Source organism: Mycobacterium sp. 1164985.4, assembly GCF_001668575.1.
Classification (GTDB): Bacteria; Actinomycetota; Actinomycetes; order Mycobacteriales; family Mycobacteriaceae; genus Mycobacterium.
In genome coordinates this window covers 1-15,202 of record NZ_LZMD01000065.1, presented here as the reverse complement: position 1 = coordinate 15,202, position 15,202 = coordinate 1, and the positions used below count along the sequence as shown (strand labels likewise).

Sequence of the window (15,202 nt, the reverse complement as noted above, 5' to 3'; positions counted from 1 at the left end):
GAAACGCAAAGTCTTCCTAACGTGTTTCCTTACAGATCTGCGAGCGCTTTCATCGCTCACCATTCGATGAGACGAGTCGCGTACGGCGTCATGCCGCTGGTGCGCACCGGCGAGATCTTCACCACCGAACCCGTGTAGGGCGCCTCGAGCATCTGCCCGTCACCGAGATAGAGCGCGACGTGCTGGCTGGCGTTGGGCCCCCAGAACAACATGTCGCCGCGGCGCATCTGTGACGACGGAACCTTGCGGCCCGCGTTGTACTGCGAGCCCGAGTAGTGGTCGAGCTTGATGCCGACACCGGCGAACGCGTAGAGCATCAGCCCCGAGCAGTCGAAACCGACTGTGTTGGCACCGGAGTCGATACCGCGGCTCGGTCCTGCCGCGTTGCCGCCGCCCCAGGAGTAGGGCACGCCCATCTGGGACATGGCGCGCTTGATGACGTATTCGGTGGCCTGCCGTCCGTAGACGCGCGGAATCGCGCCGTTGGTGAAGGCCGGCGCGGCAGCCGGCTCGGGAAGCAACCCCACCGACTGCAGGAACTTGCGGCCGAGATCCTGGGTCACCTGCGCCGAGGTCGACGCGATGCCGAGAACCGTGTTGATGATCGCGATCGGATCACCGCTGACGAACGCGCTGGGGATCGCGGGCAGCGTCGGATCCCAGGGTCCTGCCCAGTTGCCGGTGCCGGGATCGACGCCCTCCGGCGCGCGGTCCCAGTCCGGGCTCCCCGGCGTCGCGGCGGCCGCCGGTTGTGCCGCGGCGGGCGCCTGCGCGGGCGCGGACGCCTTGCGCACCTCGGCGAGCCTGGCCTGGGCCGCCTTTCGCTCGGCGGTGAGCTTGTCGAGTTCGACCTGCTGGGCGCGGAACGTGTCCTGCGCGTTGGTGAGCGCCGCTACCGCGGACTGCTGGCTGGCTTCGGCGTCGGCGACGGCCTTGTCGGCGTTCTGCTTCGCCAATCGCGCGGCGGACTCACGGTTGACCTGCTCGGTGCGGGCCCGCTGCAGATCGGCAATCACCTGCTGTGAGCTGATGGCCAAGGTCTGGCCCGCGGCGGCGGTCTTGATGACCTCGGCTGGGTCGCCGGCGGTCAGGTACGAGTCGGACGGGCCGTTGATGTAGGTCGCGGCAGCGAACGAGTCGAATCGCTTCTGCGCCTGCTCGATCGCGATGTTGGAGTCCTCGACGCGCTGCCGGCCCGCGTCGACCTCACGCTGTGCGGCCGCAGCGTTGTCCCGTGCGGTTTGCACGTCCAGGATCGCCTTGTTGACGCTCTCCTGCTGCTGCTGAATCTGCGCGCCGAGATCCTGCAGCCTCTGATCGGCGTCGGCCACGGCAGCGACCAGTGCCGCGATGCCGTCGGGGCTGTTCGGTTGCGCGACGGCCAGGCCGGGGGTCGCGGACAGCATGGCCGCCGCGAGAAGGGCCGCGCAGAAACGTCCGCACGGCCGCGTAGCGGATGCGCCAGGTGTGCGTCTCATCCGACTCAGTTCTCCTATTGCTTCAGGCGAACGTGCGGACACATTCGTCGGGGTACTGTGCTCATCTGTCACAACATGCACATCTACAACACAGTTACCGATTGCACCGTACGTCACATCTGACGCCAAAGAAACTTAAGTTGCGAATTACAACTTTGTAATTGAATGAAGTGTTATCGGGCCGTGACTTCGCTATTGCGAAGACGGCACGCCTTCAGGTCAAAACCGTTGCCGCAGTTCGGTTTCAGACCTTCTCGCGGGAATCGGCACGCCGCGCGCGGAGCTGCAAAAGTCGCGTACCGATAACGGCGGCGACCACTCCCAAGACGACGAGAATCGTGAACGCAGTCCACGGAAAGTGCGTCGTCGTCAACTCGCTGACGAAATTCTTCGAACCCTGTACGGGACCGCGACCCTCGGCGACGTCCTGACCCGCCTCCAACGTCATGCGGTCGAACGTCGTGCTGAAGGTTCCCGAGTCGGTCGGGCTGAGCACCAGCACCGTGGAACCCGGGAAGGCGTCCCCCACCTCGGTAGCGATATCGCGCAGCGGGGTGTCGATCGGGGGGTTCTGGTCGACGACGACGATCTTGAGGTCGATGCCCTTTTGCTGGGCTTCGGACACCACGTCGGTGAGGCCCTCGTTCTCCGGCGTCGGTGAGGCGCTCACACCGTCATCGCGGACATCCTGGATGACGAGATTCATGCACGTGTCCACCGGCGTGGTCGCCGGGTCCATGCCGACCGGTCCGCAGACGTCGGGCGGGATGTAGGCCGGCAGGGACGGAATCACATGCGGTCCGATCACAGGAGAACCGTACGTGATGGGTACCCGACGGGGTGACAGCACGCGCGGCGCGGGACGAGACTGAGAAACGACCCTCACCGTTTTGCAGGACAAGCGTACTGTTAGAGTTGGACTGCGGCCGACACAGCCCGTCGGCTGCGAGAACTAGCCGGGAGTTGATGTGAGCAAAGGTAATACGGAAAATTCTTCCCCCAATTCATTTGACGCCCGCGGCACCCTGAAAGTCGGCGACAAGAGCTACGAGATCTATCGCCTCGACGCCGTGCCGGGCACCGACAAGCTGCCGTACAGCCTCAAGGTCCTCGCCGAGAATCTCCTGCGCACCGAGGACGGCGCGAACATCACCAAGGACCACATCGAAGCCATCGCCAACTGGGATCCGGACGCCGAACCGAGCGTCGAGATCCAGTTCACCCCCGCCCGCGTGATCATGCAGGACTTCACGGGTGTCCCCTGCATCGTCGACCTGGCCACCATGCGTGAGGCCATCGCCGATCTCGGTGGCGACCCCGACAAGGTCAATCCGCTGGCCCCCGCCGATCTGGTCATCGACCACTCCGTGATCGCCGACCTGTTCGGCCGCGAGGACGCGTTCGAGCGCAATGTCGAGATCGAGTACGAGCGCAACGGCGAGCGCTACCAGTTCCTGCGCTGGGGCCAGGGCGCCTTCAACGACTTCAAGGTGGTGCCGCCGGGCACCGGGATCGTGCACCAGGTCAACATCGAGTACCTGGCCCGCGTGGTGTGGGAACGTGACGGCGTCGCTTACCCCGACACCGCCGTCGGCACGGACAGCCACACCACCATGCAGAACGGACTCGGCGTGCTCGGCTGGGGCGTGGGCGGTATCGAGGCCGAGGCCGCGATGTTGGGCCAGCCGGTGTCGATGCTGATTCCGCGCGTCGTCGGGTTCAAGCTGACCGGCGAGCGCCAGCCGGGTGTGACCGCCACCGACGTGGTGCTCACCGTCACCGAGATGCTGCGCAAGCACGGGGTGGTCGGCAAGTTCGTCGAGTTCTACGGCGAGGGTGTGGCCGAGGTGCCGCTGGCCAACCGCGCGACGCTGGGCAACATGAGCCCGGAATTCGGTTCCACCGCCGCGATTTTCCCGGTCGACGACGTGACGATCGACTACATGCGGATGACCGGGCGCAGCGACGAGCAGCTCGCTCTCGTCGAGGCCTACGCCAAGGAACAGGGCATGTGGCACGACCCGAAGCGCGAGCCCAAGTACTCCGAGTACATCGAACTCAACCTCTCCGATGTGGTGCCCTCGATCGCCGGGCCGAAGCGGCCGCAGGACCGGATCGCGCTCAACGAGGCCAAGGAAGCGTTCCGCAAGGACATCCACAACTATGTCGAGGAGCAGCAGCCCACGCAGTACACGAAGCTCGACGACGGAATCGACGACACGTTCCCGGCCAGTGACCCGGTGCGCAACAACGAGTTCATGACCAATGGCAACACGCACGACCACGAGCCCTCGACGTCGGCCGCGGTGGGCGCCAAGGGCCGCCCGAGTAAGCCGGTCACGATCAAGTCCGACGAACTGGGCGAGTTCGAACTCGACCACGGGGCCGTCGTCATCGCGGCGATCACGTCCTGCACCAACACCTCCAACCCGGAGGTGATGTTGGGTGCGGCGCTGCTGGCCAAGAACGCCGTCGAGAAGGGCCTGGCGAGCAAGCCGTGGGTGAAGACCACCATGGCGCCGGGGTCGCAGGTCGTCACCGACTACTACGACAAGGCCGGACTGTGGCCGTACCTGGAGAAGCTCGGCTTCTATCTGGTGGGTTACGGATGCACCACGTGCATCGGCAACTCCGGCCCGCTGCCCGAGGAGATCTCCAAGGCCGTCAACGACGCCGACCTGTCGGTCACCGCGGTGCTCTCGGGCAACCGGAACTTCGAGGGCCGCATCAACCCCGATGTGAAGATGAACTACCTCGCGTCCCCGCCGTTGGTGATCGCCTACGCGCTGGCCGGCACGATGGACTTCGACTTCGAGAAGGACTGCCTCGGCAAGGACAAGGACGGCAACGAGGTCTACCTGAAGGACATCTGGCCGTCGCAGAAGGATATCGACGCCACGATCGCCGAGGCGATCAACACCGAGATGTTCACCAAGAACTACGCCGACGTCTTCAAGGGCGACGAGCGCTGGCGCAACCTGCCGACGCCGAGCGGCAACACCTTCGAGTGGGCCGACGACTCGACCTATGTGCGCAAGCCGCCGTACTTCGACGGCATGCCCGCCGACCCGGAACCGGTGACCGACATCAAGGGCGCCAGAGTGCTGGCGCTGCTGGGTGATTCGGTGACCACCGACCACATCTCCCCCGCGGGCAGCATCAAGCCGGGCACCCCGGCGGCGCAGTACCTCGATTCGAACGGCGTGGAGAAGAAGGACTACAACTCGTTCGGCTCGCGCCGCGGCAACCACGAGGTGATGATCCGCGGGACGTTCGCCAACATCAGGCTGCGCAACCAGCTGCTCGATGACGTCTCGGGTGGATACACCCGCGACTTCACCAACGGCGGCGAGCAGGCGTTCATCTACGATGCTGCGCAAAACTATGCGGCGCAGGACATTCCGCTGGTCGTGCTCGGCGGTAAGGAGTACGGTTCGGGTTCGTCGCGCGACTGGGCGGCCAAGGGCACGCGGCTGCTGGGCGTGCGCGCGGTGATCACCGAGTCGTTCGAGCGCATCCACCGGTCGAACCTGATCGGCATGGGCGTGATCCCGCTGCAGTTCCCCGAGGGTGAGACGGCGGAGTCGCTGGGCCTCGACGGCACGGAGACGTTCGACATCACCGGCATCGAGGAACTCAACGAGGGCAAGACTCCGAAGACGGTGCACGTCACCGCTGCGAAGAATGATGGGGCGGACGGCTCTGGAGAAACCATCGAGTTCGACGCGGTCGTGCGTATCGACACGCCGGGCGAGGCGGACTACTACCGCAACGGCGGCATCCTGCAGTACGTGCTGCGCAACATGCTCAAAACGCAGTAGCCGGAAGGGACAACCGCGTTGCCCCGGGTCACCGACGACCACCTGGCGGCGCGTCGTCGGCAGATCCTAGACGGCGCCCGCCGGTGTTTCGCGGAGTACGGCTACGACAAGGCGACCGTGCGGCGGCTCGAGCAGATGATCGGGCTGTCGCGCGGCGCCATCTTCCATCACTTCCGGGACAAGGACACGCTGTTCTTCGAACTGGCCCGTGAGGACGCCGAGCGCATGGCCGACGTCGCCGCGCGTGAGGGACTGGTTCAGGTAATGCGTGACATGCTGGCCGCGCCAGAGCAGTTCGACTGGCTGGCCACGAGGTTGGAGATCGCGCGAAAGCTCCGCAATGACCCCGATTTTCACCGGGGTTGGGCGGAGCGGTCCGCCGAGTTGTCCGCAGCCACCACACAGCGACTACGGATGCAGAAGCAGGCCGGCCGACTGCGCGACGACGTCCCCAGCGCCGTCCTGCAGACCTATCTCGACCTCGTCCTCGACGGTCTGGTCGCGCGGTTGGCATCGGGTGATGACCCCGAAAAGCTCAGTGCCGTACTGGACCTGGTCGAGGCGTCGCTGCGGCAGGGGCGCGACCGGGAGGCCGTACCGCAGCCGGACTAGCGGCGCCGGCTGCGGTGGTTCGGCCCGCCGCGGCTGCGCATCGTCGTGCCCGACTCACGCAGCATGCTGTGGATCGAGCCGTACGAGCGGCCCGTGGACGCGACCAGCGTGCGAATGCTTGCGCCACCCTCGTAAGCACTCCGCAACTCGTTGATCAACTGGTCTCTCGACTTGTCCAGCTTTTTCATCAGCACCTCCCCGCTTGGATGACCGGACGGATACCCAGCGTAGGAAGCGGTTACACACGACGCTTGAAATTGACGAAACGGTTCACGATCTGGATCAGGCCAACTCGATGAGGTCGCGGTAGTCCTCGGACCAGAAGTCTTCGGTGCCGTCGGGAAGCAGGACGACACGTTGCGGTTCGAGCGCCTCGGCCGCACCGGGATCGTGGGTCACCAGCACGACCGCGCCGATATAACTGCGCAGCGCGTCGAGCACCTGTTCGCGCGAGGCGGGGTCGAGGTTGTTCGTCGGTTCGTCGAGCAGCAGCACATTGGCGGTGGACGCGACCAGGCCCGCCAGCGCCAGTCGGGTCTTCTCGCCACCGGACAGCGTGCCCGCGGGCTGATCCAGCTGGGGACCGCTGAACATGAAGGCGCCCAACAACCCGCGCAGTTCCTGCTCGCCGGTGTCGGGGGCGGCGTGCCGGATGTTCTCCCACACCGTCGCGTTGTCGTCGAGCGTGTCGTGCTCCTGCGCGAAATATCCGAGCTTGAGGCCGTGACCGGGCTCGAGTTGTCCGGCGTCCGGCGTCTCGACGCCGGCCAGCAGGCGCAACAGCGTGGTCTTACCGGCACCGTTGAGTCCGAGCACCACGACGCGCGATCCCCGGTCGATGGCCAGATCGACGCCGGTGAACACCTCCAGGGACCCGTAGTTCTTGGTCAGCCCCTTGGCGACCAGCGGGGTGCGCCCGCACGGCGCGGGTGTCGGGAACTTGATGCGGGCCACCTTGTCGGCGACGCGTTCCTCGTCGAGCGCGGCCATCATGCGATCGGCGCGCCGCAGCATGTTTTGTGCGGCAACGGCTTTCGTGGCCTTAGCCCCCATCTTGGCGGCCTGGGCGCGCAGGGCGGACGCCTTGCGCTCGGCGTTGGCGCGTTCGCGGCGGCGACGGGCCTCGTCGGTGGCGCGCGCGTCGAGGTACTTCTGCCAACCCATGTTGTAGACGTCGACCTCGCTGCGTACCGCGTCGAGGAACCAGACCCGGTTCACCACGTCGGCGAGCAGGTCGACGTTGTGGCTGATGACCACCAGACCGCCGGGATGGTTCTGCAGGAAGTCCCGCAACCAGCCGATCGAGTCGGCGTCGAGGTGGTTGGTCGGTTCGTCGAGCAGCAGCGTCGTCGACGACCCTGCCCCGCTGTCGGAGGCCGCGAACAGGATGCGGGCCAGCTCGACGCGACGGCGTTGACCGCCGGACAGCGTGCGCAGCGGCTGGGTCAGCACCCGCTCGGGCAGGCCGAGGCTCGCGCAGATGCGGCCCGCCTCGCTCTCGGCGGCGTAACCGCCCAGCGCGGCGAAACGCTCCTCGAGCTGGCCGTACTTGCGGACGGCCTTGTCTCGGGCGGTGTCGTCGGCGACCTCGGCCATCAGCAGCTGCTGCTTCTCGAGATCCGCCAACAGGGTGTCCAGGCCGCGGGCCGAGAGGACCCTGTCACGTGCGAGCACATCCAGGTCACCCTCTCTGGGATCCTGTGGTAGATAACCGATTTCGCCATTGCGGACGATGCTGCCCGCATACGGCTCACCCTCTCCGGCGAGGATGCGCATCGTCGTGGTCTTGCCTGCGCCGTTGCGGCCGACAAGGCCGATCCGGTCGCCGGGTTGCACCCGAAGCGCGGTTCCGTCGGTGGACAGCAACGTGCGCGCGCCGGCGCGGACCTCGAGGTCCGTTGCGGTGATCACGCGTGACCGTCCTTACTTGTCGTCGGTGAAGGCCGGGGGCCGCTTCTCGGCGCGCGCTGCCACCGCTTCTTCGAAGTTGGCGGTGAGCAAACGGACGAACAGTTGTCCGAGCCCCTCGGCTTGCATGTGCCCTTCCAGGCTACCGGCGTCCAGTCCACTCCAAAGTGTGCGCTTGGTCAACTCGATTCCCGGCCGGGAGAACCCCGCGATCCGCTCGCCCATGTCATAGCAAACGTCCAACAATGCGTTGCCGGGCACCGCTCGCGAGACCAGGCCGATGCGTTCGGCCTCGGCGGCGTCGACGTCGCGGCCGGTCAGCATCAGTTCGAAGGCCCGCGACGTGCCGATGGCGCGTGGCAGCAGGTAGGACAGCCCCAGCTCGCTGGCGGTCAGGCCGTTGTTGATTCCAGCCGCGCGGAAGTAGGCCTCGTCGGACGCGATGCGGATGTCACAGGCCAGCGCCAGGCACAGGCCCCCGCCGATCGCCGCGCCGTTGACCGCGGCGATCACCGGCTGGTGCATCTTGCGCAGCGCGAGGATGACGTCGTCGAGGACCTCCATGGACCGCAGCGCGAACGTGGGTCTGGTCAACCCGTCGATGTGCGGGACGGAGCCCGCCGATTTGTGGTCGGCCCCCGAGGAGAATCCGCGGCCGGCGCCGGTGAGCACCACCGCGCGCACCGAGTTGTCGTAAGTCAGCTCGTCGAGCACCTTCTTGAGCGGGACCATGACGTCGAACGCCATCGAGTTCATCCGCTCGGGCCGGTTGAGCGTCACCACGGCAATGCCGCGACGCGGCTGATCGACGAGAACGAATTCAGTCACGCATGCACGCTATCGCGTGCGGAGACTTACTCCGGCTGGCCGTTGTTCTGGGCGGCGATCGCAGCGTCGATGTCGAACTCCTTGACGCGCTGCACCAGCTCTTCAAGGGCCGCGGGCGGCAACGCGCCGGCCTGGTTGAACACCAGCTTGCCCTTCTTGAAGGCCATCAACGTGGGGATGGACCGGATGTCGGCGGCCGCGGCGAGCGCCTGCTCGGCCTCGGTGTCGACCTTGGCGTACACGACGTCGGGATGCTGTTCCGACGATGCCGCGAACGTCGGTGCGAATGCCTTACAGGGGCCACACCACGACGCCCAGAAATCCACCAGCACGATCTCGTTGTCGTTGATGGTGTCGTTGAATTGGTCGGCGGTGATGTCTTGGGTAGCCACGTAGATTCCTAACGCTGATGGTCAGCTGTGTGTTCCCAGCCTACGGACGAATACCCAGTTCGGTGCGGCCACGCTTGAAGAAATCCGCGATCTCGGCCGTCAGCGAGTCGATGTCGTGCCCGGCCTCGGGTGGGTCTCGTCGCCGGCCGATACGCCGTAGTTCACCTCGTCCTCGGTCACGGCGACGTCGAAGTGTTCCGGCCACAGTGTCGGATGTTGCTGGGGCAGAATATTTTTCAGAGCATAGCCGCCGGCGTAGTGGGCGCGTTGCAGCCAGACCGCAGCGTTTGCATCGAGGTCGAGTTCGGCGTCGACCGGCAACGGGTCGACGATCCGCTACACCCGGCGATCGCCGCGACGGGCCCGGCCAACGGAACGCTGCCGTTTGGAAATACCAGGTCGGTGCCCTGCACAGAAAGGGGCGACCCCGCGCAGTTGGCGGCGGGTAGCGATGTAGGGATGTAGGGACGTAGGGATGCGTCATATCGCATCGAGGGTACGGGCGTGGGCCACTAGCCGGGACTGCCGCCTCGGCCACCAGAACACCTCCACCAGCAGCGCGACCAGGTAGATGACCGATGCGACCGCGCTACCCCAGGAGCCGAAGACGGCGTCCCAGGCCGCCACGCACAGTGCGACAACCAGGACGACGACGAGCACCCACCGCAGCGAACGCGCCTCATCCGCCGCGGCGCACAAACCACGGGCGTAGTCGGTCCGGGGTCCCGCAAACCGCGAATCGTCGAGGCCGGTACCGGCCCGGACCGAGCGGACCACGGCCACGCGTTCGTCACCCGTTAGCGCCTTCGCTCCTGGCCAGTACCGTTCCAGGCGGCGCGCCATCCAGATGCCGTAGCAGGTGCCGACGACGACCGTGACGATCACCCCGCTGAGAAGAAAGCCGGAGTCCAGCCATGCCAGCGCCCCGAGGCAGAGCCCGACGCAGCCGCCGACCGTCAGCGCGCGGCGGGCGAACCCGCCCCGCCAGACGACCGCAGGCACCGTGACCACGAAGTCATTCTGGCCCGCGCATCACCCCTCGGAGCGCGCAATCAGATTTCCGTCAACGCCTTCGGCCGCAACAACAGCGTCGCCACCACGCTGATCAGCGCGGTGGCCACGAGGTAGGTGCACGCCAGCCACGGCGACTGGTTTGTCGCCGCGATCAATGCGGTCAGGATGAGCGGGGTGAGCCCGGAGGAATACACCCCCGACAACTGGTACACCGTCGACAGCCCCGTGTAGCGGATCCGCGCCGGATACAACGACGCGTAGAGCGTCCCCTGGGCCCCGTAGAACCACGCGTGAATCACGCCGAACACCACCAGCATTCCGAGCGCGTAGGCCGTCATGCTGCCGGTGTTGAACAGCGTGAACACCGGGAACACCGCGACCGCGTAGGCCACGATTCCGCTCGCGTACACCGTCTTCGCGCCGAACCGGTCGGTCAGCAATCCGGAGACCGGAAGCAGCACCGCCATCAACAGTGCGGCGACGGTGACGGCGATCAGCACCGGTACCCGCTCGAGTTTGAGCGTGCCGGTCGCATACGAGATCGCGAACACGCCCCACGTGTTGAACGCCGCGCCCTCGCCCCACCGCGACAACAGACCCAGCACCGTGTTGCGCAGCGCGGGCCGCCGGAAGACGTCGCGCAGTGGTACCGCCGACCGGGCGTCCTCGTCGCGGACCTTCTCGAAGGCCGGGGTCTCGGTCGCCTTCCACCGCACGATGAAGCCGAACACCACAAGCACGATGCTGATCAGGAATGCGATGCGCCAGCCATACGATTCGAAAGCGTCGTCAGGTAGGGCGATTTGGAGCAGCGCGAACACACCGGTGCCCAACGCGAGTCCGAGCGCGAGGCCGACCTGAGGCACGCTGCCCGCCAGCCCACGCCGGCGCGGATGGCTGTGTTCGACGGCGAGCAGAATCGCGCCCGCCCACTCGCCGCCGAGCGCAAAACCCTGGATGACGCGCAACAGCACCAACAGAATGGGCGCGAGCACGCCGATCTGCGCGGCGGTGGGCAACGCCCCCATCAGAGCGGTGGCTCCGCCCATCAGAACCATGGTGAGCGCCAGCGTCTTCTTCCTGCCGATTCGGTCGCCCACATGGCCGAACACGAACCCGCCGATCGGGCGGACGACGAACCCGACCGCGAACGTCGCGAACGACAGCAGCGTCCCGATCAGAGAGCTCTGATCCGGAAAGAACGCCTGATTGAAAACAAGGCTCGCCGCGGTCGCATAGAGGAAGAAGTCGTACCACTCGATCGTGGTCCCGACGAGGCTGGCGACCAGCGCGGTGCGGACCCTCGACGCGTCCGCCGTGGAATCGGTTACCGGGCTTGCCGGTTCGGTCGAGACATCGGTCGCTGAAGACACGAAGTTCGACAATTCCCGATTCGGTCACGGCGGCACAGATTTGTGCACGCCGTGATTCAAAGGAAGCGGCCTCGTGTAACTAGACGGTGAAGCCGAGTGCGCGCAGCTGCTCGCGGCCGTCCTCGGTGATCTTGTCCGGGCCCCACGGCGGATTCCACACCCAGTTGATCTTCAACTCGTTGACCAACCCCGCGCCGACCAGAGCGGTGCGCGACTGGTCCTCGATCACGTCGGTGAGCGGACAGGCGGCCGAGGTCAGAGTCATGTCGATCAACGCGACGTTGCCTTGCTCCCCCTGCTCGACGTTGATCCCGTAGACCAAGCCAAGATCGACGACATTGATACCGAGCTCCGGGTCGACAACGTCGCGCATCGCCTCCTCGAGATCGAACAACAGCTCCTCGTTGGGCACTGCGGTGTCACTCATCCTGCCTCCTGAAATCTCTCCGATGCCTGTGACAGCGCATCTTTGAAAGCCATCCATCCCAGCAGCGCGCACTTGACCCGCGCCGGGTACTTCGCGACGCCGGCGAACGCGATGCCGTCGCCGATCACGTCCTCATCTCCCTCGACGGTCCCGCGGGAGGAGATCATCTCGCTGAACGCGGCGACGGTCTTCAATGCGTCGCCTACGCTCTGCCCGATCACCTGGTCGGTCAGCACCGAGGTCGAGGCCTGGCTGATCGAACAGCCCTGCCCGTCATAGGAGATGTCGACCACCTGCTCACCGTCATCGGACAGCGCCACCCGCAGCGTCACCTCATCGCCACACGTCGGGTTGACGTGATGGACCTGCGCACCGAACGGCTCACGCAACCCGCGGTTGTGCGGATGCTTGTAGTGATCGAGGATCACTTCCTGGTAGATCTGCTCCAGCCGCACGTCAGTCCCTGCCGAAGAATTCCACGGCCCGGCGCACACCGGCCACCAGGCGATCGACCTCGTCGAACGTGTTGTACACCGCGAACGACGCACGCGCCGTGGCGGCGATACCGAATCGGCGGTGCAGCGGATATGCGCAGTGATGACCGACACGCACCGCCACGCCGTCGTCGTCGAGCACCTGGCCGACGTCGTGCGCGTGAACACCGTCGACGACGAAGCTGACCGGCGACGCCCGGTTCTCCAGCGACGTCGGGCCGATGACGCGCACACCGTCGATCGCGGTCAGCCCCTCGAGCGCCGCGGCGACCAGTTCGATCTCGTGCTTTTCAACGGCGTCCATGCCGATCGCACGCAGATATCGTGCGGCCGCGGCCAATCCGACCACCTGCGACGTCATCGGCGTACCCGCCTCAAAGCGTTGCGGCGCCGGCGCGTACGTCGTCTCCTCCATCGTGACCGTCGCGATCATCGACCCGCCGGTGAGGAAGGGCGGCATCGAGTTCAGCAGAGCGCCACGGCCGTACAGCACGCCGATCCCGGTGGGTCCGAGCATCTTGTGGCCGGAGAACGCCGCGTAGTCGACGTCGAGTGCATGCAGGTCGACGGGCTGATGCGGCACCGACTGGCACGCGTCGAGCACGGTCAGCGCGCCCACCGCTTTCGCCCGCGAGACCAGCTCGTCGACCGGCGCGAGTGCCCCGGTCACATTCGAATGATGGCTGAAAGCAACGACTTTCACTCGCTCGTCGAGCTGCAGCGAAGCCAGGTCGATGCGCCCGTCCTCGGTCACGCCGTACCACTTGAGCGTCGCGCCGGTCCGACGTGCCAATTCCTGCCACGGAATCAGGTTGGCGTGGTGTTCGAGTTCGGTCGTGACGATGACGTCGCCCGGCCCGACGGCCTGCCCGAACCGCGAATCCCCCACGGCGTAGGACACCAGGTTGATCGCCTCGGTGGCATTCTTGGTGAACACCAGCTCGTCGGGGTCGGCGCCCACGAACGCCGCGATCTCGGCGCGCCCGTCCTCGTAGGCGTCTGTCGCCTCCTCCATCAACTGGTGCGCGCCGCGGTGCACCGCGCCGTTGGAGGTCACCAGGAACTCGCGCTCGGCGTCGAGCACCTGCACCGGCCGCTGTGAGGTCGCCCCGCTATCCAGATACGCCAACGTGTTTCCGCCGCGCATCTGCTTCTTGAGGATCGGGAAGTCCGCGCGGATGGCGGTGAGATCCAGCGGGCGAACGGAGGCGGTCATGGGTTACGCCTCCGCGGCCGCCGTCTGCGTGAACCGGACGTAGCCGTTCTCCTCGAGCTCGTCGGCCAGCTCCGGACCACCGGAGGTGACGATGCGGCCGTCGACGAACACGTGCACGAACTGCGGCTGGATGTAACGCAGAATGCGGGTGTAGTGGGTGATCAACAGCACGCCGCCGTTCTCGCTCTCGGCGTACCGGTTGACGCCCTCGCTGACGACCCGCAGTGCGTCGACGTCCAGGCCGGAGTCGGTCTCGTCGAGGATCGCGATCTTCGGCTTGAGCAGGGCCAGCTGCAGGATCTCGTGGCGCTTCTTCTCACCGCCCGAGAAGCCCTCGTTGACACTGCGTTCGGAGAACGACGCGTCGATCTCGAGATCGGTCATCGCGGACTTGACCTCTTTGACCCAGTGCCGCAGCTTCGGCGCCTCACCGCGGACGGCCGTCGCGGCGGTGCGCAGGAAGTTCGACATCGAGACACCTGGCACCTCGACCGGGTACTGCATTGCCAGGAACAGGCCTGCGCGGGCGCGCTCGTCGATGCTCATCTCCAGCACGTCCTGCCCGTCCAGCGTGATCGAACCGCACGTCACCGTGTACTTGGGGTGACCGGCGATCGCGTAGGACAGCGTCGACTTGCCCGAACCGTTCGGCCCCATCACCGCGTGGGTCTCCCCCGACTTCACGGTCAGGTCGACACCCTTGAGGATCGGGATCTCGGTCTGCTCGGGAGTCTGCACCGAGACGTGCAGGTCTTTGATTTCCAGTGTGGTCATGATTGTTGCTGTTCTCTCGTCTCTGAATTCAATCCAGCCGTGATCGCTAGTTCTCGTTCAATTGCTTCGGTCAGGCGTTCGCGCACCGCGGGCACGGCGATCTTGGCGATGATCTCGTTGAAGAAACCGCGCACCACCAGGCGTCGCGCCTGATCTTCGGGGATGCCGCGGGCGCGCAGATAGAACAATTGCTCGTCGTCGAAACGTCCGGTGGCACTTGCGTGCCCGGCGCCGACGATCTCACCCGTCTCGATCTCGAGGTTCGGCACCGAGTCGGCGCGCGCGCCGTCGGTGAGCAGCAGGTTGCGGTTCACCTCGAAAGTGTCGGTGCCGGTCGCCTCCGCGCGGATCAACACGTCGCCGACCCACACGGTGTGCGCATCGGGCCGGTTGGACGCCGGATCACCCTGCAGCGCACCCTTGTACAGCACGTCGGACTTGCAGTTCGGGTGGGCGTGGTCGACCAGCAGTCGCGACTCGAAGTGCTGACCGTCATCGGCGAAGTAGGTGCCGAGCAGTTTGGCGTCGCCGCCGGGCGCGGTGAAGCGCACCGTCGCCGCCGTCCGAACCACGTCCCCGCCGAGAGTCACGTTGACGTGCCCCAGCACCGCGTCCTTGCCCAGGCGCGCGTGATGCGCGCTGACGTGCACCATGTCGTCGGCCCAGTCGGCGATCCAGATCACGCCGAGACCGGCCGAGTCGCCGACGATGATCTCGACGTTGTCGGCGTAGGTCCCGCTGCCACGCAGGTCCACGACGACGATGGCGCGCGAGAGTTCCTCGACGCGGATCTGCAGGTGCCCGTAGGCCACCGCGCCCTCACCCGGGCCGGTGACGTCGATCTCGATCGGCTCGGCCAAGGCGG

At 66.2% G+C, this 15,202-nt stretch carries 16 protein-coding genes; 2 read left to right on the top strand and 14 right to left on the bottom strand.

All coding sequences use genetic code 11. The features are described 5' to 3' along the window. Nucleotides 1-56 precede the first annotated feature (56 nt). Nucleotides 57-1,478: an NlpC/P60 family peptidoglycan endopeptidase RipA gene (gene ripA, locus A5650_RS12395; RefSeq protein ID WP_067291220.1), complete on the bottom strand. Its 1,422-nt coding sequence runs from the start codon at nucleotides 1,476-1,478 to the stop codon at nucleotides 57-59. Between the two features lie 244 nt (nucleotides 1,479-1,722). Continuing rightward, nucleotides 1,723-2,286 carry an Rv1476 family membrane protein gene (locus A5650_RS12390; RefSeq protein WP_067291216.1) on the bottom strand — a complete coding sequence of 188 codons (564 nt, stop codon included), beginning with the start codon at nucleotides 2,284-2,286 and terminating at the stop codon, nucleotides 1,723-1,725. A 160-nt stretch (nucleotides 2,287-2,446) separates the two neighbouring features. Between A5650_RS12390 and A5650_RS12385 the strand changes: the two genes are divergently transcribed. Both A5650_RS12385 and A5650_RS12380 read left to right on the top strand, forming a co-directional pair. After that, a complete protein-coding gene (locus A5650_RS12385) occupies nucleotides 2,447-5,299 on the top strand; it encodes an aconitate hydratase (protein WP_067291213.1) in 2,853 nt (950 codons plus the stop codon). An 18-nt stretch (nucleotides 5,300-5,317) separates the two neighbouring features. Next, nucleotides 5,318-5,911: a TetR/AcrR family transcriptional regulator gene (locus tag A5650_RS12380; protein WP_067291210.1), complete on the top strand. Its 594-nt coding sequence runs from the start codon at nucleotides 5,318-5,320 to the stop codon at nucleotides 5,909-5,911. On the opposite strand, the gene A5650_RS12375 is transcribed toward A5650_RS12380, so the two are convergent. The 12 genes from A5650_RS12375 to sufD all read right to left on the bottom strand — a co-directional run. Then, nucleotides 5,908-6,099: a helix-turn-helix domain-containing protein gene (locus A5650_RS12375; RefSeq protein ID WP_067081469.1), complete on the bottom strand. Its 192-nt coding sequence runs from the start codon at nucleotides 6,097-6,099 to the stop codon at nucleotides 5,908-5,910. The two genes, A5650_RS12380 and A5650_RS12375, sit on opposite strands and share 4 nt — an antisense overlap. Before the next feature lie 94 nt (nucleotides 6,100-6,193). Next, nucleotides 6,194-7,822, bottom strand: coding sequence for an ABC-F family ATP-binding cassette domain-containing protein (locus A5650_RS12370; RefSeq protein ID WP_067291207.1), 1,629 nt, complete (start codon nucleotides 7,820-7,822; stop codon nucleotides 6,194-6,196). Between the two features lie 12 nt (nucleotides 7,823-7,834). Then, on the bottom strand, nucleotides 7,835-8,647 hold the full coding sequence (locus tag A5650_RS12365; RefSeq protein WP_067291204.1) for an enoyl-CoA hydratase: 813 nt from the start codon (nucleotides 8,645-8,647) through the stop codon (nucleotides 7,835-7,837). Nucleotides 8,648-8,673: 26 nt separating this feature from the next. Next, entirely contained in the window at nucleotides 8,674-9,039 is a 366-nt protein-coding gene (gene trxA / locus A5650_RS12360; RefSeq protein WP_067291202.1) for a thioredoxin, read from the bottom strand. A 99-nt stretch (nucleotides 9,040-9,138) separates the two neighbouring features. Beyond that, a complete protein-coding gene (locus A5650_RS12355) occupies nucleotides 9,139-9,360 on the bottom strand; it encodes a hypothetical protein (RefSeq protein WP_067291199.1) in 222 nt (73 codons plus the stop codon). A 159-nt stretch (nucleotides 9,361-9,519) separates the two neighbouring features. Beyond that, a complete protein-coding gene (locus tag A5650_RS12350) occupies nucleotides 9,520-10,050 on the bottom strand; it encodes a hypothetical protein (protein ID WP_067291195.1) in 531 nt (176 codons plus the stop codon). Between the two features lie 41 nt (nucleotides 10,051-10,091). Next, nucleotides 10,092-11,426: an MFS transporter gene (locus A5650_RS12345; RefSeq protein ID WP_067291683.1), complete on the bottom strand. Its 1,335-nt coding sequence runs from the start codon at nucleotides 11,424-11,426 to the stop codon at nucleotides 10,092-10,094. A 79-nt stretch (nucleotides 11,427-11,505) separates the two neighbouring features. Then, the gene (locus tag A5650_RS12340; RefSeq protein ID WP_064406096.1) at nucleotides 11,506-11,853 is read right to left on the bottom strand and encodes a metal-sulfur cluster assembly factor; all 348 of its coding nucleotides are present in this window, start codon (nucleotides 11,851-11,853) and stop codon (nucleotides 11,506-11,508) included. Beyond that, nucleotides 11,850-12,308 carry a Fe-S cluster assembly sulfur transfer protein SufU gene (gene sufU, locus A5650_RS12335; protein ID WP_067081450.1) on the bottom strand — a complete coding sequence of 153 codons (459 nt, stop codon included), beginning with the start codon at nucleotides 12,306-12,308 and terminating at the stop codon, nucleotides 11,850-11,852. The genes A5650_RS12340 and sufU overlap by 4 nt, the downstream gene beginning before the upstream one ends. A 1-nt stretch (nucleotide 12,309) precedes the next feature. Next, the gene (locus tag A5650_RS12330; RefSeq protein ID WP_067291194.1) at nucleotides 12,310-13,563 is read right to left on the bottom strand and encodes a cysteine desulfurase; all 1,254 of its coding nucleotides are present in this window, start codon (nucleotides 13,561-13,563) and stop codon (nucleotides 12,310-12,312) included. 3 nt (nucleotides 13,564-13,566) lie between these two features. After that, nucleotides 13,567-14,337, bottom strand: a complete 771-nt coding sequence (gene sufC / locus A5650_RS12325; RefSeq protein ID WP_067291192.1) for a Fe-S cluster assembly ATPase SufC — start codon at nucleotides 14,335-14,337, stop codon at nucleotides 13,567-13,569. Next, nucleotides 14,334-15,202: Fe-S cluster assembly protein SufD (sufD, locus tag A5650_RS12320; protein WP_067291190.1), on the bottom strand; the 869-nt coding region annotated here is incomplete at its 5' end. The genes sufC and sufD, both read right to left, overlap by 4 nt.

Coding starts and splice junctions, on each gene's coding strand:
- ripA (WP_067291220.1), bottom strand. CDS start 1,478: ATGAGACGCACACCTGGCGCATCCGCTACGCGGCCGTGCGGACGTTTC.
- A5650_RS12375 (WP_067081469.1), bottom strand. CDS start 6,099: ATGAAAAAGCTGGACAAGTCGAGAGACCAGTTGATCAACGAGTTGCGG.
- A5650_RS12340 (WP_064406096.1), bottom strand. CDS start 11,853: ATGAGTGACACCGCAGTGCCCAACGAGGAGCTGTTGTTCGATCTCGAG.
- A5650_RS12330 (WP_067291194.1), bottom strand. CDS start 13,563: ATGACCGCCTCCGTTCGCCCGCTGGATCTCACCGCCATCCGCGCGGAC.
- sufC (WP_067291192.1), bottom strand. CDS start 14,337: ATGACCACACTGGAAATCAAAGACCTGCACGTCTCGGTGCAGACTCCC.